General features: G+C 54.1%; 22 protein-coding genes, 2 pseudogenes and 1 riboswitch. Of the genes and pseudogenes, 7 read left to right on the plus strand and 17 right to left on the minus strand.

All coding sequences use genetic code 11. The annotated features are described in order from the left end of the window. Positions 1-886 precede the first annotated feature (886 nt). The 5 genes and pseudogenes from H5U02_01100 (at position 887) to H5U02_01120 (ending at position 6,084) form a co-directional block, all read left to right on the plus strand. Positions 887-2,311 (plus strand): annotated as a pseudogene (locus tag H5U02_01100) (UbiD family decarboxylase). 255 nt (positions 2,312-2,566) lie between these two features. Then, on the plus strand, positions 2,567-2,965 hold the full coding sequence (locus tag H5U02_01105; protein ID MBC7341048.1) for an anion permease: 399 nt from the start codon (positions 2,567-2,569) through the stop codon (positions 2,963-2,965). Further along, the gene (locus H5U02_01110; protein ID MBC7341049.1) at positions 2,938-3,990 is read left to right on the plus strand and encodes an anion permease; all 1,053 of its coding nucleotides are present in this window, start codon (positions 2,938-2,940) and stop codon (positions 3,988-3,990) included. Before H5U02_01105 ends, H5U02_01110 begins: the two co-directional genes overlap by 28 nt. 170 nt (positions 3,991-4,160) lie before the next feature. Then, on the plus strand, positions 4,161-4,733 hold the full coding sequence (locus tag H5U02_01115) for a Crp/Fnr family transcriptional regulator (GenBank protein ID MBC7341050.1): 573 nt from the start codon (positions 4,161-4,163) through the stop codon (positions 4,731-4,733). A gap of 289 nt (positions 4,734-5,022) precedes the next feature. Continuing rightward, a complete protein-coding gene (locus tag H5U02_01120; protein ID MBC7341051.1) occupies positions 5,023-6,084 on the plus strand; it encodes a type 2 isopentenyl-diphosphate Delta-isomerase in 1,062 nt (353 codons plus the stop codon). A gap of 151 nt (positions 6,085-6,235) precedes the next feature. On the opposite strand, the gene H5U02_01125 is transcribed toward H5U02_01120, so the two are convergent. From H5U02_01125 to H5U02_01140, 4 genes and pseudogenes are all read right to left on the minus strand, one after another. Further along, the gene (locus H5U02_01125) at positions 6,236-6,613 is read right to left on the minus strand and encodes a MoaD/ThiS family protein (GenBank protein ID MBC7341052.1); all 378 of its coding nucleotides are present in this window, start codon (positions 6,611-6,613) and stop codon (positions 6,236-6,238) included. A 179-nt stretch (positions 6,614-6,792) separates the two neighbouring features. Next, positions 6,793-6,936: pseudogene (locus tag H5U02_01130) on the minus strand (ATP-binding protein). Positions 6,937-7,228: 292 nt separating this feature from the next. Continuing rightward, a complete protein-coding gene (locus H5U02_01135) occupies positions 7,229-8,812 on the minus strand; it encodes an AIR synthase (GenBank protein MBC7341053.1) in 1,584 nt (527 codons plus the stop codon). Between the two features lie 135 nt (positions 8,813-8,947). Next, positions 8,948-9,056, minus strand: a riboswitch (TPP riboswitch). A gap of 64 nt (positions 9,057-9,120) precedes the next feature. Continuing rightward, entirely contained in the window at positions 9,121-9,438 is a 318-nt protein-coding gene (locus H5U02_01140) for a YbjQ family protein (GenBank protein MBC7341054.1), read from the minus strand. Between the two features lie 166 nt (positions 9,439-9,604). Here H5U02_01140 and H5U02_01145 point away from each other — a divergent pair, with 166 nt between their 5' ends. Then, complete coding sequence (locus tag H5U02_01145; GenBank protein MBC7341055.1) at positions 9,605-10,744, plus strand: DUF763 domain-containing protein; 1,140 nt, start codon at positions 9,605-9,607, stop codon at positions 10,742-10,744. Between the two features lie 13 nt (positions 10,745-10,757). Here H5U02_01145 and H5U02_01150 read toward each other — a convergent pair whose 3' ends face one another. The 12 genes from H5U02_01150 to H5U02_01205 all read right to left on the minus strand — a co-directional run bounded on the left by H5U02_01150 (position 10,758) and on the right by H5U02_01205 (position 24,878). Beyond that, the gene (locus H5U02_01150) at positions 10,758-11,321 is read right to left on the minus strand and encodes a DUF5317 domain-containing protein (GenBank protein MBC7341056.1); all 564 of its coding nucleotides are present in this window, start codon (positions 11,319-11,321) and stop codon (positions 10,758-10,760) included. Between the two features lie 169 nt (positions 11,322-11,490). Next, positions 11,491-12,807, minus strand: a complete 1,317-nt coding sequence (locus tag H5U02_01155) for an HD-GYP domain-containing protein (GenBank protein ID MBC7341057.1) — start codon at positions 12,805-12,807, stop codon at positions 11,491-11,493. A 362-nt stretch (positions 12,808-13,169) separates the two neighbouring features. Next, positions 13,170-13,889 (minus strand): hypothetical protein, encoded by a 720-nt coding sequence (locus H5U02_01160; GenBank protein ID MBC7341058.1) that lies wholly within the window; start codon positions 13,887-13,889, stop codon positions 13,170-13,172. Positions 13,890-14,045: 156 nt separating this feature from the next. Next, a complete protein-coding gene (raiA, locus tag H5U02_01165; GenBank protein MBC7341059.1) occupies positions 14,046-14,585 on the minus strand; it encodes a ribosome-associated translation inhibitor RaiA in 540 nt (179 codons plus the stop codon). Between the two features lie 180 nt (positions 14,586-14,765). Continuing rightward, entirely contained in the window at positions 14,766-14,963 is a 198-nt protein-coding gene (locus tag H5U02_01170) for a cold shock domain-containing protein (GenBank protein MBC7341060.1), read from the minus strand. A gap of 161 nt (positions 14,964-15,124) precedes the next feature. Next, positions 15,125-17,632: a glycosyltransferase gene (locus H5U02_01175; protein MBC7341061.1), complete on the minus strand. Its 2,508-nt coding sequence runs from the start codon at positions 17,630-17,632 to the stop codon at positions 15,125-15,127. Continuing rightward, the gene (locus tag H5U02_01180) at positions 17,632-19,647 is read right to left on the minus strand and encodes a glycosyltransferase (GenBank protein MBC7341062.1); all 2,016 of its coding nucleotides are present in this window, start codon (positions 19,645-19,647) and stop codon (positions 17,632-17,634) included. Before H5U02_01180 ends, H5U02_01175 begins: the two co-directional genes overlap by 1 nt. Before the next feature lie 38 nt (positions 19,648-19,685). Next, a complete protein-coding gene (locus tag H5U02_01185; protein MBC7341063.1) occupies positions 19,686-20,384 on the minus strand; it encodes a hypothetical protein in 699 nt (232 codons plus the stop codon). A 100-nt stretch (positions 20,385-20,484) separates the two neighbouring features. Further along, positions 20,485-21,516, minus strand: a complete 1,032-nt coding sequence (locus H5U02_01190) for a hypothetical protein (GenBank protein ID MBC7341064.1) — start codon at positions 21,514-21,516, stop codon at positions 20,485-20,487. A 139-nt stretch (positions 21,517-21,655) separates the two neighbouring features. Continuing rightward, the gene (locus tag H5U02_01195; GenBank protein ID MBC7341065.1) at positions 21,656-22,519 is read right to left on the minus strand and encodes a transporter substrate-binding domain-containing protein; all 864 of its coding nucleotides are present in this window, start codon (positions 22,517-22,519) and stop codon (positions 21,656-21,658) included. Between the two features lie 350 nt (positions 22,520-22,869). After that, entirely contained in the window at positions 22,870-23,952 is a 1,083-nt protein-coding gene (locus tag H5U02_01200) for an ABC transporter permease (protein ID MBC7341066.1), read from the minus strand. Next, a complete protein-coding gene (locus tag H5U02_01205) occupies positions 23,949-24,878 on the minus strand; it encodes an ABC transporter ATP-binding protein (protein MBC7341067.1) in 930 nt (309 codons plus the stop codon). The genes H5U02_01200 and H5U02_01205 overlap by 4 nt, the downstream gene beginning before the upstream one ends. A gap of 165 nt (positions 24,879-25,043) precedes the next feature. Between H5U02_01205 and H5U02_01210 the strand changes: the two genes are divergently transcribed. Next, positions 25,044-25,418: a DUF2512 family protein gene (locus H5U02_01210; GenBank protein MBC7341068.1), complete on the plus strand. Its 375-nt coding sequence runs from the start codon at positions 25,044-25,046 to the stop codon at positions 25,416-25,418. On the opposite strand, the gene H5U02_01215 is transcribed toward H5U02_01210, so the two are convergent. Then, the gene (locus H5U02_01215) at positions 25,415-25,825 is read right to left on the minus strand and encodes a hemerythrin family protein (protein MBC7341069.1); all 411 of its coding nucleotides are present in this window, start codon (positions 25,823-25,825) and stop codon (positions 25,415-25,417) included. The genes H5U02_01210 and H5U02_01215 overlap by 4 nt on opposite strands. Positions 25,826-25,832 lie beyond the last annotated feature (7 nt).

Raw genomic sequence — 25,832 nt, forward strand, 5'->3', positions numbered from 1 at the left:
CCGGGGTTTGGGCCACGTATTTCAAGGATTCGCCCACCAAAGCGCGAAACCCCAGGTAATGGTGAGTGGCCATTAATTCGTCCCAGGTGTTTTCTTCCCCGGTCGTGATCGGTCTTACCACCAGAGAGTCAAGGTTAATCTTCATGAGATGATTATAGATCGCAAAGAGGAAGAAAGCCAGATAAATTTTCCCTCATTCATGGGGCGGGTGGTATTTTTGACTTTGACGGAGTCCTGTCCCTCATTCATGGGGCGGGTGGTATTTTTAACTTTGACGGAGCCCTGCCTTCTCTTCGATCTTCTGGTAAAGATCGGCTATGGCCTGATCTAAAAACTCAAGGTGTGGACGCATACCGAAAAGTAGCTGAGTCGCCTCCGGACCAGCGGCCCAGCACCCTACTTAGCGCACGGGGCCACTCCCCGTGAAAGTGGATAAAGTTGGTCCAACTTTTTTATTATATTGCCATACTAAAGCAATTTTTCCTGCTGAGCCCAAAAAATCGTCTTACCGGCGCGACACATTCTCTTAACAGTGCGGATCTCCCTCTTCCGGGCCTTCTCCTTCTATCTGGAAGTAGGTGCTGGCTATATCCTGGCTATATCAAAGAACAGAAGGTCACCCGTTTTCATCTTCTGTTGGCGCCACCTAGCGGCACGAGTGTCTGTTTTAAGGGAGTAGCGCAAGACAAAGAAAAATTCGAGAAAAATCTTAGCCGAGGTTAATGCCTGGACGGACCCGAGTGTGCAATATTCTAATTGCAGACCTCCAGAGGTTTCTGTAAATAAAGTTACTTAGGAGGCGACAAAATGGCTGAGGTAAAAATCAGGGATTTGAGGGATTGGCTAGCTGAAGTGGAGAAGCTGGGGGAAGTAAAGCATATAACCTAAGGAAGTTGACCCCAAGCTGGAAATGGGCGCCATAACCTACATGAACGGCCAGATTCCCGGGCACCCAACTCTCTTATTTGAAAAACCCAAGGGATACAAAGGAAACTTCGGAGACGTGAAGATTTTATTTAACCCCATCGGAGGAAGCATCAACCGTCTTTCCCTGGCTATGAGAGCCAAACCAGGCCGTACGCCAATCGAGCTGGTTGAGTATATTAAAGATAATTTTACAGTTAAGATACCCCCAGTCACAGTAGATCCAAAAGATGCTCCTATTTACGAAAATGTATTAGAAGGTGATCAAATAGATCTACTTGCCTTACCAGTTCCCCAACACTGGCCAAGAGATGGAGGCAATTATATCGGCACAGCGGATGCCATTATCACCCAGGACCCGGAAACCGGCCGTATCAACCTGGGCACTTATCGTCAAATGGTTCACAGTAAGAACTGTGTAGGATATTATTCTTCACCAGGCAAGGACACGTTGCTTGACCGTGAAAAATGGTGGGCCATGGGCAAACCATGCCCGGTAGTAAGCGTCTACGGTATAGACCCGTTACTCTTTGTTATCGCGTCTACAGGGTTTCCGAAACAGGAGTCTGAATATGACTATGCCGGTGGCATTAATGGAGAACCTATTGAGGTAGTTCCTGGAAAGTATACCGGTTTACCAATTCCTGCGCGGGCGGAACTGTGTATTGAAGGTTTTTCCTATCCCAATAAGGGAATGCCTGAAGGCCCATTTGGCGAGTTCACGGGGTATTATGGACGTCCTGGTCATGCCAATACGCCCTACATCGAGATTAAAGCGATGTATTTCCGCAACAATCCAATTATGACTGCTGCATTAATGGCAGACAAGCCTGGTTCGAATGAGTGTGGTCTTGTCGTAGGGCTTATACGCGGAGCGAAGGTGTGGCGCGATCTGGAAGCCTGCGGCATTCCTGGCGTCAAAGGGGTATGGTCGGAACCTGCTGCGGCAGGCGGATTTGGCCTTACCGTAGTATCGTTGAAACAACAATATCCCGGCCACGCCCAGCAGGCTGCTGCCATTGCAGCTCAATGCGCTGGCGGCGCTTACTATTCCAAGTTTATCTATGTAGTTGATGAAGATATCGACCCGTCTGATCTCCACCAAGTAATATGGGCAGCCTCAACCCGTTGCCGGGTATCAGAAGATATCGATATACTTCGCAACACCTGGTCAACGTATCTGGATCCTAGCAAGAATCCCCCCGAAACTAGACCATTTGGTTCTAAAGCGCTCATTTATGCCTGCAAAGATTTTGCAAACTACGAGGTTTTCGCAAGGAGGACAGGATTAACTAAGGAACAGTACAACAACGTCTGCGCCCGTTGGCAAGAACTTGGGCTCCCCGGTAACCCACCTGCGCTAAGGTACTTTGACGACCTCAAGTAGTTGATGCAAATGCCTGGGGCGGTTCTACAAGTTACCTGTGTCACTTAGCTTGCAGAACCGCCCCTCTGCAAAAGTTGGCAGAGACGGTTCTCATTCAAGCAGAGCGCTAGTTCGTCCACTCAAAATCTATAGCTTAAAGCCAGCCGTAACCTCCAAGCCCTCCAAGCGCCTGATGCTTTTTGCCGGCAAGCAAGTCTTTTTCGGAAGTTTCAAAGACAAAAGTAGAATCAGTTTCAGAAAGAAGGGGGGACGCCGATGACATGGCCTGCAAGGGTGGCGGAAGCCAAGGCAGCAACACTGGATAGAAAGGTGTTGTGGCTTGGCATCGCAGTTTTATTGGGACTGATACTGTGGTTTATGCCTACTCCTCCTGGTCTTACTGTTGCAGGAAAGCATGCACTGGCAGTAGTTATCTTCACCGTCTTTTTATGGGTTTCAGGGGCTGTTCCTACAGGCGTGGGATCGCTCTTAATGATTGGAATTGTAATATGTCTGATGCCGAAAGAGGTCGAACCGGCCAAGTTCTTATCATTCTGGTCGCAGGACACAATGTGGTTTGTATTGGTGTGCTTCATATTTGGCGCTGTCATGCAAAAAAGTGGTCTCGGTAACCGTCTGGCCACTATGTGTTTTCTCTTCGCAACCTGTTTTTGATTGACATTGCTATCTTTGGCCTGAATGCTATCTTTTCAGTAGTGGGCATGGGCGCTTCTTTCCCTAAGATTGCCCTTCTTTTGCCCTTGGTCACCTCAGTTGCCGCTCTATCCGGTATGAGCAAGGAAGACCCCTATATTAAACACGTAGCGCTGATGATCAACGTTCTGGCCAACCAAACCGGTGTGCTGGTGTACTCCGGGTTCATATTGAATCCTGCGCTTGGACCGCTCGGCGGGTTTCAGGTCAATTACACCACTTGGTTCCAGTGGTTTTTTGTGCCCGGGCTGGTTTTAAATATTGTTTCATTTTTTGTTCTCTACTTCTTGTTCGTGCCTCGCCAGGGCACAAAAGGATTTGACCAAGAAGTTATCCAGGAAAGACGAAATGAACTGGGACCTCTAAGGAAAGAGGAGATTAAAGCTATCACCTGGCTGGCTTTCGCGGTCATTCTGTGGGCAACTAGCGGTTGGACTGGCATTCAAACCGGCTATGCGGCTGTTCTGGTAGCTGCCTTACTGATGCTGCCTGGAATAGGAATGATTAGCCTCAAGGAATTTGTTCAGGTAACCGATTGGAACACGGTATTCATGCTGATGGGAGTGCTTTCCATAGGAGCCCTAGGCGCAACCGGGTTTGCCAAATGGCTCTGGAGCCACATACTTCTCAGCCAGATGCCTGACAACCCTATGATAGTTTTGATAATAGTCTCGTTCCTGGTTGAAATACTTCACATCCCTCTGGGCAGCCTCGGAACCACGCAGGCTCTGGCCGTCCCGTCACTGGCAGCCTACGGGCCTACGGTCGGGATGTCCAACATACTGCTAAGCATTGTCGCTTACATGTCGATTGTTGGCCAGTTTTTCTTCGTCTACCAGAACGCTGCCTTGGTAGCGGGGCAGGGATATAGGCTTTGGAAGCCCAAGGATATTCTCAAGTTCGGAGTAGCTATGTTCTTCGTTACTCCAATTACTCTCGGCGTTATTCTCTACCCGTGGTGGGCGCATATGGGGTGGATACATTAGAAACGGCCTCCTTTGTCCGCAGTTGGCATATAACATCCGTGAGAAGGGAGAGGGGAATCCAGTGTCGAATTAAAACTGGTTAGATGAAAAGTTTGAGCATCTTGTGCTGCACGGGACTGAGCGTAAAGAATCGGCTTGTCAACTGCAGTCTTAACCTTGGGGGGAGCGGCATGGCCAAGTTTAAATCGCTTGAGAGCCCCCGCTTCGATCAAGCTTTGGAAGGGCTCATGTCCAGCCTAAAAGCAGAGTACGTAATTCTTAAGAAAAAACGCTTCCACGTTCTTTCGGTCGGCGAGAGTGGCTATATTTGGATAATCTTTTCAGGATGGATGCTGGCAGTTAGAAGTAGTCCGCAAGGCCGGGTGAAAGGCATGGGATTGTTCGGCCCCGGAGACATCTTGGGTGTCAGCGGCCTTGGTGGTAATTCGAGGGATGTTCCTCTTTATGCCGTGACCGACACCTTGGTTAAGCGTGCATTTACACAAGACCTTAGACGCGCAATGAAAGATGACGCCAGATTATGCCAGTACATGTTGAACTATATCTGCAGGCGTTATGCTGAGCTGCTTGATGAGTTGGAGGACAGTACCTTGTTACCGCTTGGGGATCGCGTGAGGTCCTTCCAGAATAAGATCTCAGAGAAAGTGCCGGGTACTGCTCACATCAGCTTGTCTGAACAAGTGGTTGCCTGGGCAGTGGGGGCTCACCCGGTTAGCGTTTGCCGTGCCCTGAAGGGCGAGTAGGTTTGTCTTCCTCAATACTATACCAATGCAGTAGTTCGATACGACTGTCTAAGTAGCCCGGGTGTGCAGAAACATGGGGCTCAACAGGTTGGCGGTTTGTTGCACTGATGCTTACTTTTTACAACAACCCTACAACTATTGATGACATGATCAACCACTTGATTGGGAAGATCATGAGGGTATTCAACCTCAACTTCGATGCTTTTGTTCCGTGGAAAGGGGTTATCGAATAGTTGGCGCGCAGCGGCACGACACCTCAAGCTACATCATACCATGTGGAGTGTCTAGAATGAGCAGGCGGAAAGACCAGCAGAGCTTATTGCCCATTGAAACTCGGAAGAACCAGCATGTGGAGATTGCCCTGAGCAGGGATGTGGAGCAGGAATTCTCCTGGGGCGGATTTCAGGATTATCAGTTAGAGCATTGCGCCTTGCCAGAACTATCACTGTCAGAGATCGATACTTCGACTGTTTTTCTGGGAAAACAGGTTTCTTTACCGCTTGTAATCTCACCGATTACCGGGGGCACACCAGAGACATTCACTATTCTACGGACGCTGGCCGAGGCTGCGGAAGAGAAGAAAGTGGCGTTGGGGGTGGGATCCCAGCGCATAGCAATGGAGAATCAGAGGTCAAGCGATTTCTTTCGAATACGGGATGTAGCGCCCAGCATTCCAATCTTGGCTAATCTTGGTGCAGTTCAGCTGAATTACGGCCTGACTGTTTGCCACTGCCAGAAGGCAGTTGATATGGTAGAAGCTGATGCGCTAGTATTGCACCTGAACCCTCTCCATGAGTCCCTGCAAAACGATGGTAACACTGATTTCCGAAACTTACTGCCAAAGATTGACTCTGTTATCAAGAGCATTTCTGTGCCGGTGATTATTAAGGAAGTCGGTTTTGGCATTTCATTACAGGTGGCGAGGAAACTTGCCAGCATTGGGGTCGCAGCAATAGACCTTGCCGGTGCAGGTGGTACCTCGTGGCCTTTGATCGAGTCATCCAGAGCCCTATCAAAAGAACAGCAACAGCTTGCGCTTTCATTCACATCATGGGGTCTTCCTACAGCTTGGCTTCTCGAACAATACAGAAAAGAGCTAAGGCCGCTTGGTGTGCAGATAATTGCGAGCGGCGGCATCCGAAGTGGCATTGATATTGCCAAAAGTATTGCCATGGGCGCTTCCATGGCCGGGATTGGTTTGCCTTTTTTAAGAGCCTCTGCCGATGGCACTGCATCGGTAACCCGTCTGATTGATCGGCTGAGAACGGAACTCTTGCTCTCGATGTTTAATACTGGATCTCCAAATATTAAGGCCTTATCAAAGGCGAGGGTAATTCCCCTGAGAACTTGATCTCTGTTCGTGGTAGCCTAAAAGGCCACTATGGTAACAGAAGGGGTGCTGTTCTCACCTGGCCCGGAACTGGGCGGCGGATCAATTTTGTTTGCTTGTTGCTATCTGCTGGGCTTCCATGCAGGCGCGCCTTCGCGGGCTTACCACGTTTTCATCCTCCGGCCACAGGCGGGATCAAAGTGACTTCATCACCGGGATTAAGCGGCGTAGCCATCCCTTGCAAGAACTGGATATTGCGACCATTCACCAGTACGGTGATGTCCGGGCGCAGAAAGCCATCTTTCAAAAACGCTTCTTGGCGAAACCGTTCCCCTAGCCGCTCTCCTAAGCGTTGAATGAGCTGTTCCACATTGGCGGCATCGCAGTCTACTTCTTTTTGCCCAGCCACCAATCCAAGAAAGTTGAGCAACCGCACCCGCATACCTGGTTCGCCCCCCTCAAGCAACTGCTCATCTTCTCCACTGCCGTCGTACAACCTCAGGCTGGCAAACGCAAGTAGCGTTAACTCTTGGAACTTGAGGTACTGCATCTTTCGACATCAGCCAACTTTTTCCTGCCTAAGAGAAACGATTCTCCTGCCCATGCCTGTGCGGTAGCGCCCATACTCTGGATGCCAACAATTGCTTGTTGCCGGTGGGGACCTTCGCCTTTCTGCCCTTCTCTATCGGGATCTTTAACCTTCGGTTACAAGAATTCCTGAACTATAGAGTCGCGCTTCCCGGACAGCCTGAAAAAGTCCACCGAGGCGGTGTAGAATCCCTTTCTCTTCAGCCGCCTCAGCACCTCGTGGGCGAGGGAAGTCTTGTCTTCCTCGGAGACCGGGCCACCGAGGGGAAATAGTTTTCCAGGCAAGGCCAACCCTCCAGTCCTGGGTTTCGTTTATTACTAACTACGTAACAAAATATTACATGATGGATAATAAGAGTACAATGGCCCAGCCGCCCGGAGTGCCAGTCAGGTGGAGCCGAAGTTATATCGCCCCCTCCTGCCGACACGTTCTACGTAGTGAAGCTTGAGTTCACCATCGTCGGCAAATTCCCTCGGTTGGCCCCAAGGGCTGTAAGTCCGGGGGCAAGGAGGCCCGGTACCCGCCCTGAATTGTGCGGGACTGGCGCCCCTTGCGCTCCACGATTTCCTAAGCTTTTCAGTTCCCCTTGAGCTTCCCGGCTATGGCAATGGCTTTGTCAGCCACTTCTTGAGGATTTCTGCCCAGGACTAGGATTACCCGCTCCAAATTGACCCGGTCGGGAGTGTCGATGACATCCGGGAGATAACTTTGCCGGGCCAACAGCTTGCGCAGTTCGCCATCAAACTCCTCCTCCGGCTGGATGAAATTGGAGGGCCCAGGCACGGCTACCAACCGGAGACCTAGGTCCCGACATGCCTGGCGGATAGCCGCCGTACTGGCAAAGTTGGCCACGCACCTGGCTTCGGGGAAAAATTCCCGCACTGTGAGGATGGTGCTGCCCATGCGGCGGGAGGCGCCCATTTCTGGCTTCCCCAAGGTGGCCACTTGCCCCCGGAAACGCAGCATGCGCCCGGGAATACCAGCTACATCATCTAAGCCTTTGGCATCGGCCGAGGCATAGGCAAAGTTGGCGCCAATTTCCGGAAGCAAATCGACAATATTGGCAGACTTCAGCCTTTCAATAGCCGCCTCTAGTTCAGCAATTAATTGCGAGTGGGGGGCTTCTTCAGTTGGCTCGTTGCCCTCAGTCATGGCTGCAAAAAATACTTCCCAGAAAGGATCTTCTGGGGGAGCTACCAATGGCTCCTCTCCGGTGGCGGTAACCCATGCTCGCCCCTCGTCCTTGGGTACTACCTTTCCAACTACTGAAGCTTCAATTCCGGCCTCTTGGAAAGCCCGCAGCATAGCTTCGGCTTTTTCGGGATCGCAAGTCATGACCATGGTGCCCTCGCTGATGGAAATGTAAGGGTCAAGTCCAAAGTAATCACAGGTCACCCGTACGTCCTCTGGAACTAAAACCTTGTCTCGTTCAATCCGCAAACCCACTCCCGAGGCTTCAGCCACTTCCCATAGCCCCCGGGCCACCCCGCCCTCGGTGGCGTCGTGCATGGCGTGCACTCCTCCCACCTGCATGGCAACGGCTGCGTCCTTCACCACCGACATTTGGAAGCGGCGTTGGGAGGCTTTCTCTATCAGCTCCAGCGCTACCCCATCTCGGCGCATCCTCTTGCCAAGCTCAGAAGCCAAGATCCCGCTAGCCTCAATGGCCGCTCCCTTGGTAACGATGACCGCATCGCCCACCTGAGCCCCGCTGGGCAGCACAAACTCACTTCCGGTTCCCCAAACAGTTATGCCGCCGATGGTGGGAGTCACTACCGAGGGATAAAAGCCAGTGTGCCCACCTACAATGGCAATACCTAGCTCGCGTGCGGTATTGCTAATACTTTGAACTAGCCTCCGGATGTAGTCTTCTGAAGTACCTGGAGGTATGAGCAAGGAATAGGTCATAAACTGAGGCTTAATGCCCAAGACAGCTACGTCGCTAGCGCCAATGTGAACGGTAAACCAACCGAAATCCTCGGGAGTAGAGGCGGGCGAAGGAAAAATCGGGTCCTCGGCAATGGCCAAGTACTGCTCGCCCATTTTTAAGATGGCGGCGTCCACTCCCATGGTAGGCCCTACCACCACCTGGGAAGATTCGGCTCCGATGAAAGGTAGAATGGATTGGCGAAAGAAACTGTCGTTAACTTTTCCGATCATGGTTTTCATATTGTGCATGGCAGGAAAGCTGCCCGTCTTCCTCCTTCTTTCAAAGTGGTTTTATCCCAGAAAGTCCTCGCCCCCGCCTAAAAAATTCGGCCCCTCACCTGGGTGGCGAGCGGCCGCTGTCATTTGCAATCACGGTCTATCTCTCCCTCCGCAGGTATTACCCTGATCAGGTTCAGCGGGTCAGGTGCTCACAGCCCTTTCTCAGCCCCTAACAGGGGCTCCCCGTCGTTTCTAAGTATGCAATTGGTTAAACTTCCTTGTGCTTACATTATAGCACCTGAGCGCTTCGGTGCCAACGCTTATTCTTCCACCTCTACCGCCGTACCGCTGGCAGTAATCATGAGCATTCCTTCCCGGACTACTTCATAGTCCAAGTCTACTCCCACTACAGCATTGGCGCCGGCCCGCCGGGCTTGATCCAGCATCTCGCTCAAGGCAATTTGCCTGCCTTCGGATAGTTTAGATTCATAGGCTCCAGAGCGGCCGCCAACGATATCAGTAATGCTGGCCAGAAAATCCCTAACGATATTGGCTCCCATGATGGCCTCCCCGAAGACTACCCCCAGATAACGCTTGATCCGCCTACCCTCAATGGTATTGGTGGTGGTAACAATCATTATTCTTGCCCGCCTTTCGCCAAGGGTTTCTGAGCGCTTTCATGTTACCACACTGCCCCCGCTCCGCCAAGGCTCAAATCGATAGACTCATGGTTACAAGTATGTTAGGATCAACTTATCCGATGGTTCCATGGTTCGAAGCTGAGTTGAGAGAGAAGGGCTCGCGATGCGCACCGGAATCGCCAACCTGCCCTTGCATGGGGGAAAATGTCCACCCTGGCTGTTCGAGCGGATGACCAAGCTGGCTGCCGCTTTGGTGGAAGTGATGGTGGCCGACGCCGGCCCGGATCGGGTACTGCAGCGCCTGGCCGACCCCTTCTGGTTTCAGGCCTTTGGTTGCGCTTTAGGCTTCGACTGGCATTCTTCTGGCCTTACTACCACTGTCTGCGGCGCCCTGAAGGAAGCCCTAAAGGGCAGGGAATGGGATACCGGCATCTTCATCGCCGGGGGTAAGGGCAAGACCAGCTTGCGCACTCCAGAAGAACTGAGGGATTATGGGGAAAGGTTTCCCCTGGCAACCAATCCCGATAAGTTGATTTATGCCAGCCGGATGGCCGCCAAGGTAGACAATACCGCCGTCCAAGACGGCTATCAGCTTTATCACCACACTTTCCTTTTCACCGCCTCCGGGTTATGGGCGGTAATTCAGCAGGGAATGAACGAGTCTCTACGTTGGGCCCGCCGCTATCACTGGCTTAGTACCAAGGTTAGCGATTTCACCTGCGAGCCGCACCTGGCCGTGTGCTGCGACCACACCGCCATCACCCTGAACTTGGTAGCGGAGGAGAGCGGGGCCGCCCGCCAGGTTATAACCGAAGTAGCAGGAGAAAAACCGGAAAAGACTTTAGCAGACTTAAAAAAGCTGGGCGAGGCCCTTCGCGCCGCCCGCCGACCCAAGCTACCGGCCGGCACTCCCGCTTCCCAAGCCTCGCTTACTTTGAGCCTTCCCGCTACCCATCCCATTACTTTTCGCGACCTGCACCCCTCTAGCCTCAACCGAGTATTACTCCGGACCTACTCCCGGCCGCCCAAAGACTTCAATCAGCTCCTAGCTACTGAGGGGTTGGGGCCCAAATCATTGCGCGCGCTGAGCCTCTTGGCCGAGCTAGCCTACGGCACTCCGCCCAGTTATCGCGACCCAGTTAAGTATAGCTTTGCCCACGGGGGCAAAGACGGCTACCCTTACCCGGTTGATCGTAAGACTTATGATCAATCGGTGGAATTCCTGCGCCAAGCCCTCAACTCAGCCAAGGTAGGGCGCACCGAGAAGATTCAAGCCTTCCGGCGCTTAGCCAAGTTTGGCTAGGGAGCGTCCGGCCTCACCTTTGCCGCAGAGAAGTGATTCGATAGCTGAGTTGAGCTTGCATGGCCTGCTGGAGGAAATAGATGAGGCCAGCCAGCATCAGCAAATCGCCTAAGCTGCTCCTCTTGGGAACTGGAAAAGGCACGAGGATAACATCCGCCAGCCATTTTAGCTTGGTCTGGTCCGAAATCAACCCGTGGGCCACTACCTGCCCGCTGGTCAGCTCATGGACCAAATTTGCTCCCAGGCCAGTTGCGTCTACTGGCATAATCCCTCCATTGGCGGCAATTACAGCCAGGTTCATCAGCGCCCCCAGGGCCAACAACCAAAAGCCTGGCAGGCGGTAGTTGGCAACCAGAAAGAGCACTAAGAGAGCGTACACGGCCCCATAGAGCCATAGCTGAGCTCCCCGGACCCAATCCCACCCCCAGGCCGGACCCCAGTCCAGCACTACCCTTACTAGTAAAGCCAATAGCGCTATCCAGATGGCAGCGACATCAATTGAAGCTAAGCGCCTCAAGCTACCCTTGCGTAACCAACCAATGATTAGTCCTAGCCCGATGGCTACTAAAATGATCAAATGGCCGTCTCCTCCGTAAAAACATTCATTTCCCTCGTTATACGCCTTTGCCGGCCGCTTCCCCTCTCCAGCCCAGGTGATACTACCTTAGCCGCTCCGTCCAGCACTCAATCCTTGGGTCGTGGGACTTGGCAGGGCATTGGTTATCGAGTCGGGACCAGGCCTACTCCTAGGTGGCATGGGAAGGAGCAGGCGCAGAAATCCCACCCGTAGAGGAGCTAATCTTACCCGCCACCTGGTGGTCAAATCCCAGGCGGTCATAAGCACGAATGAAGGCTTGCACCAGCGTGGGGTCGAGCTGGGTTCCAGCGCTAGCTTTGAGCTCCTCTAGGGCGGCCAACGGGCTCATGGCAGCCCGGTAGGGGCGATTAGAAGTCATGGCATCGAAGGCATCGCAAACAGCAATGATGCGTGACCCTAAAGGAATGGCCTCGCCGCTCAAACCGTGGGGATAGCCACCTCCATTCCAGTGTTCATGGTGGTAAAGCACGATTCGATAGGCGTCCTTAAAGAAACGCAGTTTCTTGGTAATTTCTGCCCCGACCGTAGTGTGGAGCTGGACCTCATTCATTTCCTTCTTGTCCAGCCTGCCCGCCTTATTGAGCACCCCGTCGCGAACTGCAATCTTGCCGATATCGTGGAGCAAAGCCACGTACCGCAATTGCTCCAACTCCTGATCGGGAAGATTGATCTCCTGAGCCAAGGCCACCGCATACCGTGCCACCCGCTCCGAATGGCCGTAGGTGTACGGATCCTTAGCATCCATGGCGGCGCTAAGGGTTTCAATGGTGTCCAGGTAATTCTGGCGCATATCTCGGTAAAGTTGAAAGGCATGACGGGCTAGAAGCAGCGGTATAGACAAGAGCAAGACCCCCGCCGCCCCCATGCTTATATAAACAGTAGCCAGCAAAACCCCTAGCGGAGCCAAACCTATGTAGTTGGGCACCGCCCAGCGAATGTTGGCGCTCAAGATCCGGTGGATGCGGTCACCGCTGGTCAGGGATATGATTACTATTACCGCCCCAGTGTTAATGACCAGACTTACTAGCACCGCTCCTATCAATGGCATCCAAGGAAATGGGCTTAAAACCGAGGCCTGTCCTCCTAGGCTTTCAAAGGCCAGCCCGCCCAAGCCGGCCGCCAAAGAAAGTTGGCCTAGGTTAAACAAATACTTATACCAAGGGATCTTGATTCCGAAGTTCTTGATGCTTAAGGCATCCGAAGCAACCACAAGTAGGGTGGCGGGGGCTGCGCCCCAGAGAATTAGAGCGGCAACGTAGAGGCTAAAGCCAACGGTTACAACTCCGCCCTGCGGCAGTTCGACCGGCAACGAATCCGCTACTACCAGCAAGATGAAGAACAGCAATAACTCCTTCCAGTCAAAACCCCCCAACCAGACTTCCCGGGCCAGATAGGTCAGAAGGGCTACCCCGGCTATGGTTATTGCTGCTATATAAATTCTAGCCTGCCGCGGTAGTTCGCCCACAAGTCATTTCTCCCCGGAGTTATCTGATCTCCAGCAGTAGCTGGCAACCCTAATTCCCACTGACTGTGTTAGTATCGGAAGCAGGCGAATGCAAGGTGAGGCTACGCTTTTATCTTCGGCTTAGGGATACCACTTGAAGAAGGCGCCGCCAGCTAGTACCAGCGTGACCAAAGCGGTGAGGATCTTCAGGATGCGCATCTTCATCCTGTTCACTCCTTCATCTTAAGCTCCGGCCTTTCGGCCGGGCATCGCTCCGCTTTGAGGTCCGCTCCGCTCTTTTCCGCTTCGCTAGGTAGCACTCCCGACCCCCGCATCCGCCCCCATCCGATACTTGCCGATCAAAACTCTTCAGCTAGAGGCAACTAACCCCCCTTCTGCAAAAGCGCTAACCTGCGATTGAGAGCTGCCAGTGTGGCCCGACCAGCTGCCTCCCGGTCATCGCCGTGGCTAAAAGCAGCTCCAAGCAAGGTCTCCACATCCCGGCCGGACACCCTACCAATGCAGACCAGTATAACTTCTTGTTTGGCTAGTACCAACTTGGCAATATCTTCGATAACAAATTGGCCGGGGTCCTCGAGATAGGCTTCCACCGCCTCCAAGGTAGCTACGGCTGCCAACCGCATCTGGTTGCGGGGCGTGCTAAGACCCGCAACCTGGCCCTGGTATACGTGTCCCCCCAGGGCTATTTCCACCCGAATCTCGGCCGAGGTGCCGCTCACGGTCAAGGTCATGCCCACCCAGCGCGGGCGAATGATAGGCAAGGGGTGGACCGCATCTGGCTCTTCCCCTTGAACCCTGGCCACGCTAATCTTACGATGGTCAACTTCCACCCCTAGGCGGGCCATAAGCGTCGATTCAATATCTCGAGCTATTTGCTTGGGATTAACGCCCGATTCGGCCACCGCATGGATCTCGGCAATCTCGCCCCGGAGATCAGTTTTGACTCTAGCAGCAATAATGCCCTTAATTTCTCGGATCACTTCCTCATACACCTGTGGTCCAGGTCCAAGGCGTTGCGGCTGCTTGACCTCATCCAAAAGCGCTTTTCCCTCCCGCACCAGTGTTGGCCTAGTATTCGACATAGATCCTAACTTTTCCTCTAAATCCAAAGCTAATCCAATAAAATTAACAAACAAATAAGCCGAGCCACTTATGCAAGCCGCTCGGTTGACTGCTTACATAAGTGGTCGGCTTATAATCGCAATCTGGTCGATCCGGCCTTTGAGGTCAGGCCTGGACTATTCGGGCTCGATCAATCCGTAGTTGCCGTCCCTCCGGCGGTAAACCACGTTGATCTCATCAGTTTCGGCGTTGGCAAAAACAAAGAAGCTATGCCCAACCAGATTCATTTGCATGATTGCTTCTTCTACCGACATGGGTTTGAGGGGAAACTTCTTGGTACGGACAATTTTTCTCTGTTGCTCTTCCGCCTCCGCCTCGCCCAAAGCCAAGTTATTGGCGTTGACCAGATTTTTAAGGCCTTGCTCCCGCACCCGCTTGGCCAGTTTAGTCTTGTGTTTCTCTATCTGTTTCTCTAGCTTCTCCAATACCAGATCGATCGAGGAGTACATATCCCCCGTCTCTTCTTCGCCTCGCAAGATCAAGCCGTTCAGAGGAATCGTCACTTCGGCCACGTGGCGATCGCCCTCAACTGAGAAGACTACCTGCACCTGGTCTAGAGAGCCAAGGTAGCGCTCCAGTTTTCCCAGGCGCTTGGCCGCGTAATCCCGAAGCGCATCAGTGACGGGTACGTTCTTGCCACGTGTAATCAGCTCCACTATGTACCTTCTCCTTTCCCTTGTGTTACCCCACCGGAAGCTGCTGTTATTGCTTCCAAACTGGATATATTATTCCCTTTATTTGGGTAGAATCCTTCAGTCCTTTCCCTTGGTTGCCATATACTAGAAGCCCCGGTGCCTAGCACCGGGGCGATTTGGCTAACTTCGGATCGGCTCGCGTTAAAGCCTTACTACGTTAGCAGCCTGTGGGCCTCGCGGACCTTCGACAATATCGAACTCCACTTCCTGGCCTTCGTCTAGGGTCTTAAACCCCTCACCTTGGATGGCAGAGAAGTGAACAAACACGTCACTACCGTCATCCTTGGTAATAAACCCATAACCCTTCTTTTCGTTGAACCATTTGACCTTGCCGTGCATGTTGAAGCATTCCTCCTAAACTTAACTCCCTCGGCCTTTAATCTGGCCCGCGAGTGACTTCATTATAACCCTAGCTACAGATACTGTCAAACTTTTAGAACCACTTGTGTAAATTTCCAGCCGGGTCGCTGGTCCTCGCTGGAAATCCCATGCTGAGCCACCTAAAGCTCCATCTCGGCCTGCGATGACTGGGAAAGCGGCAGGGCACAAAGCAAATATTTCCGGGCCAGCCCCTTCGCTCCCACCGACGCTAAAACATCGGCTATTCGCAGGTAATCTTGGCCCCGGCGAGGCGAGATCAGGAGCTCTAATTCATCAGCCACCGCCTGCTCGCCGCCAGTCGCTTTTACAACCCGAGCCAGAGAATAAAGCGGCGGCAGCCAAACCGGGTTGGACTTTAGCGCTTCCCGAAACGCCCGGGCAGCCTCCTCTTTGTGGCCCAAGCGCTCCCAGGCCAACCCCAGCCCGTGCCAGGCCCGAAAAGTGCCAACCCCATTGACCCCGCTATAGTGGGCGGAAGCGTCTCCCCATTGCAAACATGACTGATAGGCAAGGGCTGCTAGTTCCCATCTTCCTTGCTTAGCCAAAATCTCGGCCTTCAGGAACAACAGGTCGGTGAAGCCGGGAAACTGCTTCAAAGCGTTGTCGATCCAGGACAGGGCTGGTTCCAGCTGGCCCAGCTCCATCAAGCAGATGGCCCGCTTATAAGCTACGTCCGAGGCGTACCCAACCGCCTGCTCTAGCCGGAGATTGCTTAGCTGCTTTAAGGCCTCTTGGTATTTGCCCTCCTGGAAGTCTTCCACTGCCAACGCATACTGCCAGTAAGGGTTGGCTGGGTCCTGCCTTCGGGCTCGCTCGAGCAGCCGGCGGTTGCGAGCACTCTTCTTTTTCGCCCCTACCCGCGGATCCAAATAGCCATAATGAAGGATAGTCACATTAGTAAAGCGAATGCTGTCAGGTCCAGCTTGCTCCCGGATGGAGTCAATTACCTGCTCGTGAATTATGCCTCTAAACCTATACTCGGGCCGGCGCCGGAACAGCCGGCAGACATTGTCGGTCACAAAATCAGGTCCCACCGTTGATCCGTAGTAGTTGGCTATGCGTAGGCAATAAGCCTCCACGTCCTGGCGCCAAAGTAGCCGTCGCAGGACTGGGATATCCCTGGCTTGCAATTCCTCATCGGCATCCAATACCAAGACCCAGTCGCCTCGGGCCTGCTCCAAGGCATAATTGCGAGCACGAGCGAAGTCCTCGGGCCACGGCAAGGAAAAAACCCGGGCTCCCGCCTGTTTGGCCACCGCAATAGTTCCATCCCTGGAACCAGTATCGACTACCACAATGTCGTCCACCGCCTGGACAGCGCTGGCCAGACACCGCCCCAGGCTTTCCTCTTCATCGCGGACGATCAGGCACAGGCTGAGGGTAGGACGAGGAGAGGTCAATGTCTCCACCGCCTGGCGTAGCACTTTAAGCTCAGGCCACCGGCGGGCTAAACCACGGCTTTCCTCAACCCACCGGTCAAGCCGGTAGCGTATCAGTCTGATCCAACCCTCCTCAACCCATGGCGTCGCCTTAAGCTGCGGCAGTATTTTCGGCAAGGCACAAAAGGCTTCGTCCTCCCCTCCTTCCCCCAATTGCAGTACCCGAAGAAGAGCTTGAGCTGCCGCTTCCAGTTCCCCCAATTGGCAACAGACTCTGGCTAAAGCAATCAAGGCTCTCCAGCTACCTACCCCCTTTTCGCTGGTAAACCAAGGCGGAGCATCCCCCATGGCCAGGCAGCGCTCCAAAGCCTCCTTTGCTGCGTCCAGCTGCCCCAGAGCGCCTAGGATTAACCCCTCCTGAAAGGGTAGGTCAGTATAGGCAGGAAACTTGGCCTCGGCCTCCCGGCAAGCCGAGAGTGCCTCTTCTAAACGGCCCAAAGCCATCAAGCAATCAATGCGCCTCTTCTCCAGCAACGAGGCAAAGCTCCAGGCCGGATCCAGGTTTTGGCGTGCCTTTTCATAGCTGGCCAGGGCTTCTGTCAGCTCACCAGCCCGCTGCCGTTCCACTCCCAGGTTGAAGAGGACAAAGGGATCATGCGGCCGCTCAGCTAATTCCAACTGTAATAGGCGGAGATTGCGGCGAATCTTGTCTCCGCTAGCCACTTGGGCGGCCAGGTAGCCAAAATGTTTCACTCGCACCCCAGCTATTTCGATGCACCCTTGGTTAGCAGCCACAATGCTGGGCAGGATCTGCTCGTGAACCCGGCCCTGCCAGCGGTACTGGGGTCGCCTCCGAAAAAGGCGCAAAGCTGGGCTTACCACTTGCCGGCCCCGGTCATCGATCAGGCTATGGATTACAAGAAAGTAGGCCTCTACTCCCGGCCGGGATAGCAACTCCTTAAGGAGAGGAGCATCCTCAGGAAAGAGAGTCTCATCGGTATCAAGAAATAGGACCCATTGTCCACCCGCCTTGGAGAGAGCAAAGTTGCGAGCAGCGGCAAAGTCGTCCCGCCATTGGTAGCGATAAACGCGCGCCCCCAACCGCTTGGCCACCTCTTCGGTAGCATCGTTAGAACCGGTATCCACTACCACTATCTCATCCGCCACTGCTTTCGCACCAGCCAGACAAGCCTCAAGGCTTGGGGCCGCATCCTTGGCAATAACGCAAAAACTTAAGCTGGGCGGCATTAGGAATCACCTCGAGATAGGCGCTCCAGGCTCACATCAATTGCCTCTTTCAGCGCCGCCAGCCGCAAGCTTTCGGGGAACTGGCGTTCCCCGTCTGCTAACCAAGCCGCGGCCTCCCGTAACCGGGCTTCTACCAAGAGAAGGCTATTCCTGGGGGTGGGATTGAGCTCCGCTGCTTGTTGGTAGAAGATGGCTGCCTCTCGGTGGAGTCCTTTAGCTGTGCAGATTCTACCCATGGCCAAGCACATCATTTCATCAGCTACTTTGGCTTCCAGCGCCTTGAGGTAAAAGTCGGCCGCCTCCGCTACCCACCCATGGCGGTAATAAAGGTGGCCCAAGCGAAGATAGTCCGCCCCACCCTCTAAAGCCGTGACTATCCGCAGGGCCAAATCCACGTGGCGACGGGAATGAGTCTCCAAGAGCCGCCCCAGAAGATTCCAGGCTTCCCCTCTCTGTTCAACATCCCCGGGCTTGAGCTGGGGCGGAACGGAATCCGCCTCACCCCCCAAACAATAGGAGTAGGCTTGCCAGACATCAGCAACCGCCTCCGTGGCCAGGGATGCTAAGCGCCGCAACAATGAATTCATGAGGCGCCAGCGCTCGCCAAGCGAGGCTGCCAGGATAGCTAGTTTTAGGGCTTCAGAATGGGAAGGACTGGGGAGCCATGCCTTTAGCGCCATGCGCAAAGCTTCTTTCCAATGCCCAATTTGCATCAGGCCCCGAGACTTCAACAGATGCCAATCCTGGACCCCGCCTTCTTCCCAAGCTGGATCTTCGGGAGCAGGAAGGAACATTAACGCCGCTTGGCCTTCTCCGGCATCCAATAGCGCCTGAACCAGGCTCTTTTGTCCGCTATGAACGCCAGGAGATGTCAGCTGCCGAACCGCTTCCGCCAGCTTCGCTCCCCCCAACCCCCGGCCGCGTAGCTCGCTTATAAGGCCACTCCACGCTCCCCCGTGCTCGGGCATCAATTCCAAGGCCTTTAGAAAGCATTGGGCTGCCTTTCGTCCCTGACCCAGCTCCCCATAAATCTGCCCAAGCATCGCTAGAGCAAGGGGACCGTTTACCCCCACCGTGCTCACATAGCGACGAGGAGGATCGGCCATTTGGCAACAATGCTCCAGGATCTGAATTGCCTCCCGGTAGCGGCGCAGGCACCTTAGGGCCAAGGCCCGCAGGTAAAAAAGCTCCGGATAGTCGGGAAAGCGTTGGCACTCTTTCTCGAGAACGCTCAGGGCTTGCTGTGCGTCACCAGCATCCAAGAGGGCGATGGCCAGGTGACGCACCAAGGTGGGATAAAAATTGGTCTCACGGGGTAGCCGGTGGTAGAGCGGCCAAAACAGCTCCAGGGCCCCCTTGACATCCCGCTCTTGATAGCGAGTGATCCCCAAGTGATAACGCAAGAAGACGTCATTGGGGGTACAAGCCAGCGCTGCCTCCAGAATGACTCGGTTCCGAGCTGCTTTAGCCGCATTCTGTGCTTGTAGATACCCGTGGTGGCGGACGACTACCTCAGCTTCCAGGATGCGGGCTTGAGGGCGCGCCGACAGAATTGACGGCAGTATTTGTTCGTGGATAGCCCCAACAAAGGCATATTCAGGCCGGCGCCGGAAGAGACGCAGGTTGAGGTGGCGTAACACCTGAGCCCCTGGCAGATCAGTAGTAGGGCTTTCCACCTGAAAAAGGTAACCCTCCACCTGGTCCTCAGCTTCCAGCAAGCTGGGTATCAGCTCTTTTCCACCGGCCAATTCCTCATCGGCATCCAAGATCAGCGCCCAGTCGCCGGTAGCTCGGGATAGGGAGACATTGCGGGCCCGGCTAAAATTTTCCTGCCACGGGTCGTGGTAGACCAAGGCTCCCAACTGCTGGGCCAACTCCGGGGTACCGTCATGGGAGCCCGTATCAACTACGATGACCTCATCCACCAGACCTCGGGTGCTTTCCAAGCAACGCTTCAAGCGGGGAGCTTCGTTCTTTACGATCATACAAAGACTTAGGGTTGGCCGTCCTGGCATACCCTACCACCTTCTTCTTAAAGCTAAACCCCTCGCGCCTAGACTTGCGCGTTGTAGAAGATGTCCAGCGTAGTGGCGGCCGGAGCAGCATAGGCAATCCGGGTATACTTCATGAACACCCGGGCCACATAGGCTTCGATGGTGCCAGCCGCCAGGGTCTGAGCTGCGGTATCGATATACCAAATATTGGCATCCGGACTGGCTTCAATGCGGATGGTAGCATCCTGGGTGCCGCTGTTATAAACGGCAAAGGTGTATTTGCTCATTTGCGACGTGTCTTGAGCTGGCACAAATGAGTAGTCAGTGCTGGTGGCAACGTTGAGCCAACTCAACTCGGTAAAGGCCCGAGCCTGCAGATTGGTCTGCAGGTTGTTGTTGGCATCCTGGGCCAGCGGCGAATCGGCCGAACCATATACCCGTACGTGGTCAGAAAGAGTCAGGTCCCGGATGTCTAGATTGCTAGCGGTTACGCTTACGACATCAGAAATGCTGGCCACCTGGAGCAGGCCGTCGCTGGTCTGCGCCAAGGCCGCGCCTTGATTGCCATAAACCATTACATGATCAGTAAGGGTCAGGGCCCGGATGTCTAGGCTGGTAGCAACGACGGTAACCGCTTCCGAAATGCTGGCAATTTGCAGAAGCCCGTCGGTAGTCTGGGCTAAGGCAGCTCCTTGGTTGCCAAAGATTTGGGTGCGTAGCTTTTCCGGCTCGATGTTGAACACAACATTGTTAGGCATTTTGCTTCTCCCTCCTTTCTGGTTGGCCTTTCCTTGTATCCCGTTCTCTATCCAGGTTATGAAAGAAATAGAAGCGAGGTGCTTATCCAACTGCAAAGATTTAGGCCTGGGACTGAAACCATATTACTAGGGAAGTGGTGGTTATGGCCTGGTAAGCCAGGCGGGCATAGCGAAGAAAGAAGCGAGGAGCAAGAACCAGAAGCTTTCCTGCCAGTATTGGTTGTTCCGGCGTATCATCCACCCAGTTAAGACCATCGGGGCTAATCTGCATCCTAACCGAAGCAGTGGCAGCGCCGGTATTCAGGACGGCATAGGAGTAGACCCGAAGGGTAGAAACATCGCGATCAGCAGTAAAGGCCCATGTTGGTGTGGCTGTGACTTCTTCCCTAAATTCAGCATAAGCCCGCTGGGCCACTTGGACCTGAGCTAAGCCTTCTGTAGTAGTAGCCAGCGGTGAAGGGCTGCTGCCATACACCCGCACCCCATCGCGAAGGGGGCTAAGGTCGCGAATGTCCGCAGCAACCGTGGCCTGAACGGTTATGGGCAGGGGCCCGGCCAACCGCACCGGCTTTAAGATCTCCCCCACCGTGTCCACATGGCGGACGAAGACTCGACCCTTCTCATCCAAGCGCAGCGCCCGGACGGGGTAAAGGCGATAGGCCTTGATTGCTTGAATACTGATCCGGCCCGGCCCAACTATCCCTACCTCTAGCCAGAAAGAGGCGGTACCGCTGGCGGTAGTAAAAACCCGAGTAAAGGTCTCCGGCTCAAGACCTGGTCTTAGCAGGAATTCGATCTGCGTGGTCAGATAGCCAGCCGCCGTACCCATGTATACCCGCAAATAGCATTCGCTGCCCGGCGGGTCAGCCTGGAGTTGGACCTGAACTTTCCAACGCTGGATTTGGCCAGCCGGTACCGCTACCTCTCGCTCCTGCAGCACTCCTGCCGGCGGACCCGACGGGTGGACGATGACCACGGAACGCGGCCCAGATGGGGTGCCAACCCACTCCCAAGTGGTAGCGGCATCGCCTCCGACCCGGAGCCAGCCATCGGGAAAATTGGGTTCCGCCTCCTGGGCCCATTGGAAATCACCATTATAGACTTGGTCGATTAGCTCTCTGCCTCTATGCACCTGTGTCCCCCAACCCTTCCCAGGCTTCACTGCCATTGTATGCCAGACCTAGGTAAAGGGTTAGCGAATCGCCCAAACCCCTGTGGCAACAGCCGCAGTTTTGGGGTTGTGGGCAAGTTACACTCAACTCTAATTGGGCTTAGCGGGGAACAAAGTGCTGGGAGTAGAATAGGTCGAACCAACCGGTTAACTTCACTTGCCTCAAGCCGTGGTTGATCTTGGCCCTTAGGAATTCGTCGTCTTTCCCTATGGCTATGGCCAGCGGTATCTCTGAGCTCTCCTTGGCGGAGTCCGCCGTCGAGTCGGCTCGCAATCCGCTTTTTGTCAGCTCCAAGCCAGCCAGCACCAATCCCGCCTGAGGATGGCGATCCAGGATGTATACCAGCGATGGCCGGTCTCCGAGCAGTGCTTGGATTTTACCCGATAGCAGATCTTCCCAGGCTTTATCCAGGCTGGGATAGGGTTGGAGCTGAGCGTTATTAGGCAAGCCCTTCAGTTGCTTCTCCTTTGCCAACTGAGCAGTCGGCCCTACCACTCCCACCTTTTTTCCTGCCAAATCCCCTAAGGCTTTGATGGTGGCGCCTCGGGGCGCACAAAGGGCCAGCCTAACTGTCAGATAGGCATCTGAAAAGTCAACCTCTTTGGTAAGCCCCTCGGTAGGAGAAAGGGCGCCAATGGCTGCATCGATGGTTCCAGCTTTGAGGGCTGCCCATAAGCCTTCTTGATCCAAAACTTTGACTTTAACTTCCATGCCTTCCGCTTGAGCTATAGCCCGGATCAGTTGTAGGTCGAAACCAGTGAGCTCGCCGGTTTTCGCATCCCGATAAGTGAATGGTGGATGGGTGGCAGTGGTACCTACCCACAGAATGGACTTAAGCCCGGCCTCTGGCTGGCGAGCGGCTGGCTGGCTACCACACCCCTGTAGGCTGAAGACCGAAAGACTAGCCACCGCCAACCATAGCAAGGCTGCGATTATGTATTTCCCCTTGTTACCCTCATCCAATCCCAACCAGCCCCTTTTTCCCAAAAGTTTCCTCGCCCTCCGCTCCGTCCAGCCCTCAACCGTTCGCGCAGCCCCCGTTTGGTTTTTCATTGCTCGGTTACGGCGCCTGGCCGCATGGAACAGCACGGAGAGAATGAGATGACCCTCCTCTAGCATTCCATGAGGAGGGCCGGTGCTATTCGCCGTCGAAAGACCCTAGCGCAATTCGACAAAGTGGATTAACGGGGCTTGGGATTCTGTGGATAACCTTGTTCATAAGTGCCCTTTTCGGGCCTCTGGCTGTGGATAAGTTTGCGGATATGCGAATGTCGGCGGAAATGGAAATTTCTGTAGCGATCGCTGTCGAAATTTTATTCCCATTTCCAAAACCGAACCGCTACCACTAAGGTGGCCACCGCCCAGGCCACCAGAACCAAAAGGTCGGTGGGCAAAGAGTACAGAGGCGTAGCTTCCACCATGACCTGGCGCAGGGCATCGCCCAGGTAGGTGAGGGGCATGGCCTTTAGCACTGGCTTTAGGAACGCCGGCATGAATTCTACTGGGAAAAAGATGCCGGAGAGAAACATCATGGGGAACTGCACCACGTTGGCCAGCCCCACCGCGCTTTCCTCAGTCTTGCACAGCGACACCAACAGATATCCCAGGCTTACAAAGGTAGCCGCGCCCAGCACTACGATCCCGAGGACCTTGAGCCAACTGCCAATGACGGTAACATGGAAGACCAGATAACCAATAACCACTATGGTTAGAGTCTGCACTAAAGCCATGAGGAACCGTACACTGATCTCCGCACCTAGGAGCGTCCACCGAGGCAGCGGGGTTGCTCCCAGGCTCTTTAAGATTTTCTGTTCCCGCAAGCTGACTAGGTGTAAGGCCCCAAAAATACCTAGCTGCATAAGAGCCATAGCCAGGATGCCCGGGAGGAGGTAATCAATGGTCCTTAGTTCCTTGGGTTGGACTGCTTGGGACTGAACCCTAAAGATCTGGGGGCGATGGGTGATGCCTCTCTCGATGCCATCCAAAACTTGCGCGATTACTGGCACGAGTACTTGCCCCGAAGCCTGCTGGCTGGCATCGTAATATACGGGTATCTGCACCGGCTGGCCGGAGGTCACCGCCGGCCCCACTTCCTCGGGTATAACGATTACCGCCCGCCGGTCCCCCTTGGTCAAAGCATTGAGCTCCTGGTCCCTGGTTCCTTGGTGAATCTTAAACGAAGCAATTGACCCCAGGGCGCGGGATATCTGCTCAGCAACCGGGTCTTGGGACTCAGCCACCAACCCAACGTCAAAGCTGCTGGATCCCTCGTTGGCAAAAACCGCTCCGAAGATGAGAATGAATATAACCGGGAACACCAGGAACCAAAAGATAGCCATCCGGTCCCGGACCAATTCTTTGACATTAGCCACAAACAGCTCGGCGAAAGTCTTCATTCCCGGATCCTCCTGCCTGTAAGCTTTAAAAATACGTCCTCCAGGGTAGCCCGCCTGACCACCACATGATCGATGGGGCTTTGACCGGTGGCTTCTTTTTTCCTAGTTGCATAGGCCATCAGGGCGGCGATGGTACCAGCCACATCAGTACTGTACAGGGTAACCTGGTCGCCCTCCACCTGTACCCGATTTACCCCTGGCAAGTGCTGGAACTCATCTCCATCAGTAGCCGGAGAATTGGTAAACTCGATGGCTTGCTCTCGAAAATTCTCATCAATCAGCTCGGACGGCGATCCACAGGCCAATACCCGGCCATGGTCAATGACCAGCACCCGGTCGCATAGATGCTCCGCCTCATCCATGAAATGGGTGGTGAGAAAGACGGTCTTGCCTTGGCGCTTAAGATCCAGGATGGCGTCCCAAAGGGTGTGGCGCGCTTGCGGGTCCAGACCAGTGGTGGGTTCATCTAAGAACAAGATATCACCGCCGCTGACCATCGCCAGCCCCACTGCCAGGCGTTGCAGCTGCCCACCGGACAGGGCTTTAGTTTGGACGCGAGCTTTATCCGCCAATCCTACCCGTTCAAGTATTTCTGGTAGCGAGATTTTCCGAGGATAAAAGCTGGAAAAGAGCTTTAAAGTCTCGAGGACAGTAAGGCGGGGGTACATCCCTCGCACTTGCAACTGCACGCCAATGCGCGACTTTACCGCTTGTGGCTCGCGGCCAGGATCTTTCCCCAATACCAGGACCTCGCCGGCGTCCCGCTCCCTTAAACCTACTAGGATCTCCACAGTGGTGGTCTTGCCGGCGCCGTTTGGTCCCAGCATGCCGAAAATTTCCCCGCTTTCCACCGCAAAGTCTACCCCGTCTACGGCCCGGACTGGGCCATAGCTCTTACGCAGTCCGGAAACGGTGATGCTTTCCACCTGACATAATCCCTCCCCACTAAGGCGTTTCCCCAGTAATCATTACACCATTAAGCCCAAAATAGTTTCCCAAAGCCCGGTTAAGGTTAACGCGCCAAGGCGATACTAACGCTGGTAAGTTAAGAAAACGAGAAACTTGGGTAAGAAAAGGGGTGAGCCCACTAAATGTTGCTGCCGCTTACGGCCAAAAATGTGGTTTTGAAGCTGCTCGGGTTCGGATCAGTTTTGGCACTGGGAAAGAGTTTGCGCCCCACCCTCTACCCGTCGGCCCCACCCATCCTGGCTACTGCCACAGTCCTGACCTTGGTAGGAGCGGTAGCTGACCTAGTGATCGTGCCTAAATTGGGCAACCTGCCTTCACTCAACCTTGGCTTTCCCGGCATGACCAGCATAATCTGGGGAACGGCCAAGCTGTGGCCCAGAACCAACGTTTCCTTGGCCCAGGCAGCTACCTTAGCCCTTATGGCAGCCCCGATTGAGTACATCTTACATAGGATGGTTTTACAAAATATAGGCCGGCAAAGCGCCGGCCACCGCTAGCTGGATCTACCTTCTCTTAGAAAGGCAGCCAGAGCTTTATCCGCCCCCATGATATGCTGGGTTAACCAGTCCACCACCTTACGGTTGATAACCACCACCAACCTTAGGGTAGCCCCTTCACTCTCAAACTGCTGCTTGAGATTGCCGATGTCCTGGATAAACTGATCGTGTAACTGCTTGTGGGTTGGGTACTCAGGGTAATGATGGTCTTGTTGAAGTTTCTCCTCAGCGCGGAAATGGGTTTTTACATAGTCTTCCAGGAAGTTGAGCATTTCTTCCACTACTTCTTTGCCTTTACCTTGGTTACATGCCTCAAGCAGCTGGTTGATCCGCTTGATCAATTCCTGGTGCTGCTGGTCAATTAGGTCTACACCGGTGGCAAGGCTGGCGCTCCATTGCATGGCCAAGACGTCC

It is taken from the genome of Clostridia bacterium, from assembly GCA_014360065.1.
Classification (GTDB): domain Bacteria; phylum Bacillota; class DSM-521; order Neomoorellales; family JACIYF01; genus JACIYF01.

Bases quoted from the DNA above. Each gene is read 5' to 3' on its own strand.
- H5U02_01125 (MBC7341052.1), bottom strand. From the start codon at position 6,613: ATGCAGTACCTCAAGTTCCAAGAGTTAACGCTACTTGCGTTTGCCAGC.
- H5U02_01105 (MBC7341048.1), top strand. From the start codon at position 2,567: ATGACATGGCCTGCAAGGGTGGCGGAAGCCAAGGCAGCAACACTGGAT.
- H5U02_01210 (MBC7341068.1), top strand. From the start codon at position 25,044: ATGTTGCTGCCGCTTACGGCCAAAAATGTGGTTTTGAAGCTGCTCGGG.
- H5U02_01145 (MBC7341055.1), top strand. From the start codon at position 9,605: ATGCGCACCGGAATCGCCAACCTGCCCTTGCATGGGGGAAAATGTCCA.
- H5U02_01200 (MBC7341066.1), bottom strand. From the start codon at position 23,952: ATGAAGACTTTCGCCGAGCTGTTTGTGGCTAATGTCAAAGAATTGGTC.
- H5U02_01120 (MBC7341051.1), top strand. From the start codon at position 5,023: ATGAGCAGGCGGAAAGACCAGCAGAGCTTATTGCCCATTGAAACTCGG.
- H5U02_01180 (MBC7341062.1), bottom strand. From the start codon at position 19,647: ATGCCAGGACGGCCAACCCTAAGTCTTTGTATGATCGTAAAGAACGAA.
- H5U02_01140 (MBC7341054.1), bottom strand. From the start codon at position 9,438: ATGATTGTTACCACCACCAATACCATTGAGGGTAGGCGGATCAAGCGT.
- H5U02_01135 (MBC7341053.1), bottom strand. From the start codon at position 8,812: ATGATCGGAAAAGTTAACGACAGTTTCTTTCGCCAATCCATTCTACCT.
- H5U02_01170 (MBC7341060.1), bottom strand. From the start codon at position 14,963: ATGCACGGCAAGGTCAAATGGTTCAACGAAAAGAAGGGTTATGGGTTT.
- H5U02_01160 (MBC7341058.1), bottom strand. From the start codon at position 13,889: ATGTCGAATACTAGGCCAACACTGGTGCGGGAGGGAAAAGCGCTTTTG.
- H5U02_01115 (MBC7341050.1), top strand. From the start codon at position 4,161: ATGGCCAAGTTTAAATCGCTTGAGAGCCCCCGCTTCGATCAAGCTTTG.
- H5U02_01185 (MBC7341063.1), bottom strand. From the start codon at position 20,384: ATGCCTAACAATGTTGTGTTCAACATCGAGCCGGAAAAGCTACGCACC.
- H5U02_01175 (MBC7341061.1), bottom strand. From the start codon at position 17,632: ATGCCGCCCAGCTTAAGTTTTTGCGTTATTGCCAAGGATGCGGCCCCA.